This window comes from Burkholderia sp. BCC0397 (assembly GCF_902832865.1).
In the GTDB taxonomy this organism is placed as follows: Bacteria; Pseudomonadota; Gammaproteobacteria; order Burkholderiales; family Burkholderiaceae; genus Burkholderia.
In genome coordinates, this window is the sequence record NZ_CADFDL010000038.1 from 1 (window position 1) to 374 (window position 374).

Sequence of the window (374 nt, forward strand, 5' to 3'; positions counted from 1 at the left end):
AAGCCGGCAACGGCGGGCGCGTCGCGGTGATCTTCGAGGCCGACGACGGCACCGTCACCCGCGTCACCTATGCGGACCTCCTCGCACGCGTGTCGCGCTTCGCGAATGCGCTGAAGAAACGCGGTATCGGCAAGGGCGATCGCGTCGTGATCTATATCCCGATGTCGATCGAAGGCATCGTCGCGATGCAGGCCTGCGCGCGCATCGGCGCGACGCACTCGGTCGTGTTCGGCGGCTTCTCCGCGAAATCGCTGAACGAGCGGCTCGTCGACGTCGGCGCGGTGGCCCTCATCACGGCCGACGAGCAGGCCCGCGGCGGCAAGACGCTGCCGCTCAAGAGCATCGCCGACGAGGCGATCGCGATGGGCGGCTGC

At 68.7% G+C, this 374-nt stretch carries 1 protein-coding gene; it reads left to right on the top strand.

Going from position 1 to position 374, the window contains the following annotated elements:
• The coding region (locus HWX03_RS36670) for an AMP-binding protein (protein WP_175874678.1) at nucleotides 1-374 on the top strand (374 nt) is incomplete at both ends.